At 68.5% G+C, this 438-nt stretch carries 1 protein-coding gene; it reads left to right on the forward strand.

Features of this window, described 5'->3' with window-relative positions:
- A partial coding sequence (locus CS062_RS25445) for an acyl-CoA dehydrogenase family protein (protein ID WP_497006794.1) occupies positions 1-438 on the forward strand: 438 nt, incomplete at both ends.

Genomic DNA, 438 nt, shown 5'->3' on the forward strand with positions numbered 1-438 from the left:
GGCGATACCAACGGGGCGCCGGATGTGCGTCTGTTCGCCGTCCCCACCGACCAGATCGACATCCAAGACACCTGGAATGTCACCGGGCTGCGGGCGACAGGGAGCCGGGATGTGGTGATCGACGACGTCTTCGTCCCCGAGGATCTCGCCACCCGGCTCGACGCGCCGGTCAACACCGACAGCCCGGTCTACCGCGGCTTCATCGGCAACCTGGTGTTCGGCGGCTGTGCCGCAGTCACTCTCGGCATCGCCGCGCACATGATCGAGGAGACCGTCACCCTGGTGCGATCGAAGGCGTCGGTGGTGGGCGGCGTGGTCGCCGATGCCACGCGGACGCAGTATCTGGTCGCCAAGGCGCAGGCCAGTGTCGACGCCGCGCGCCTGCTCCTCCTGTCGACGGCCTCGGAGCTGGCAGATGCCGGCGATCAGCTGACGCTC

The sequence above is a fragment of the Roseateles chitinivorans genome, assembly GCF_002761755.1.
Classification (GTDB): Bacteria; Pseudomonadota; Gammaproteobacteria; order Burkholderiales; family Burkholderiaceae_C; genus Roseateles; species Roseateles chitinivorans.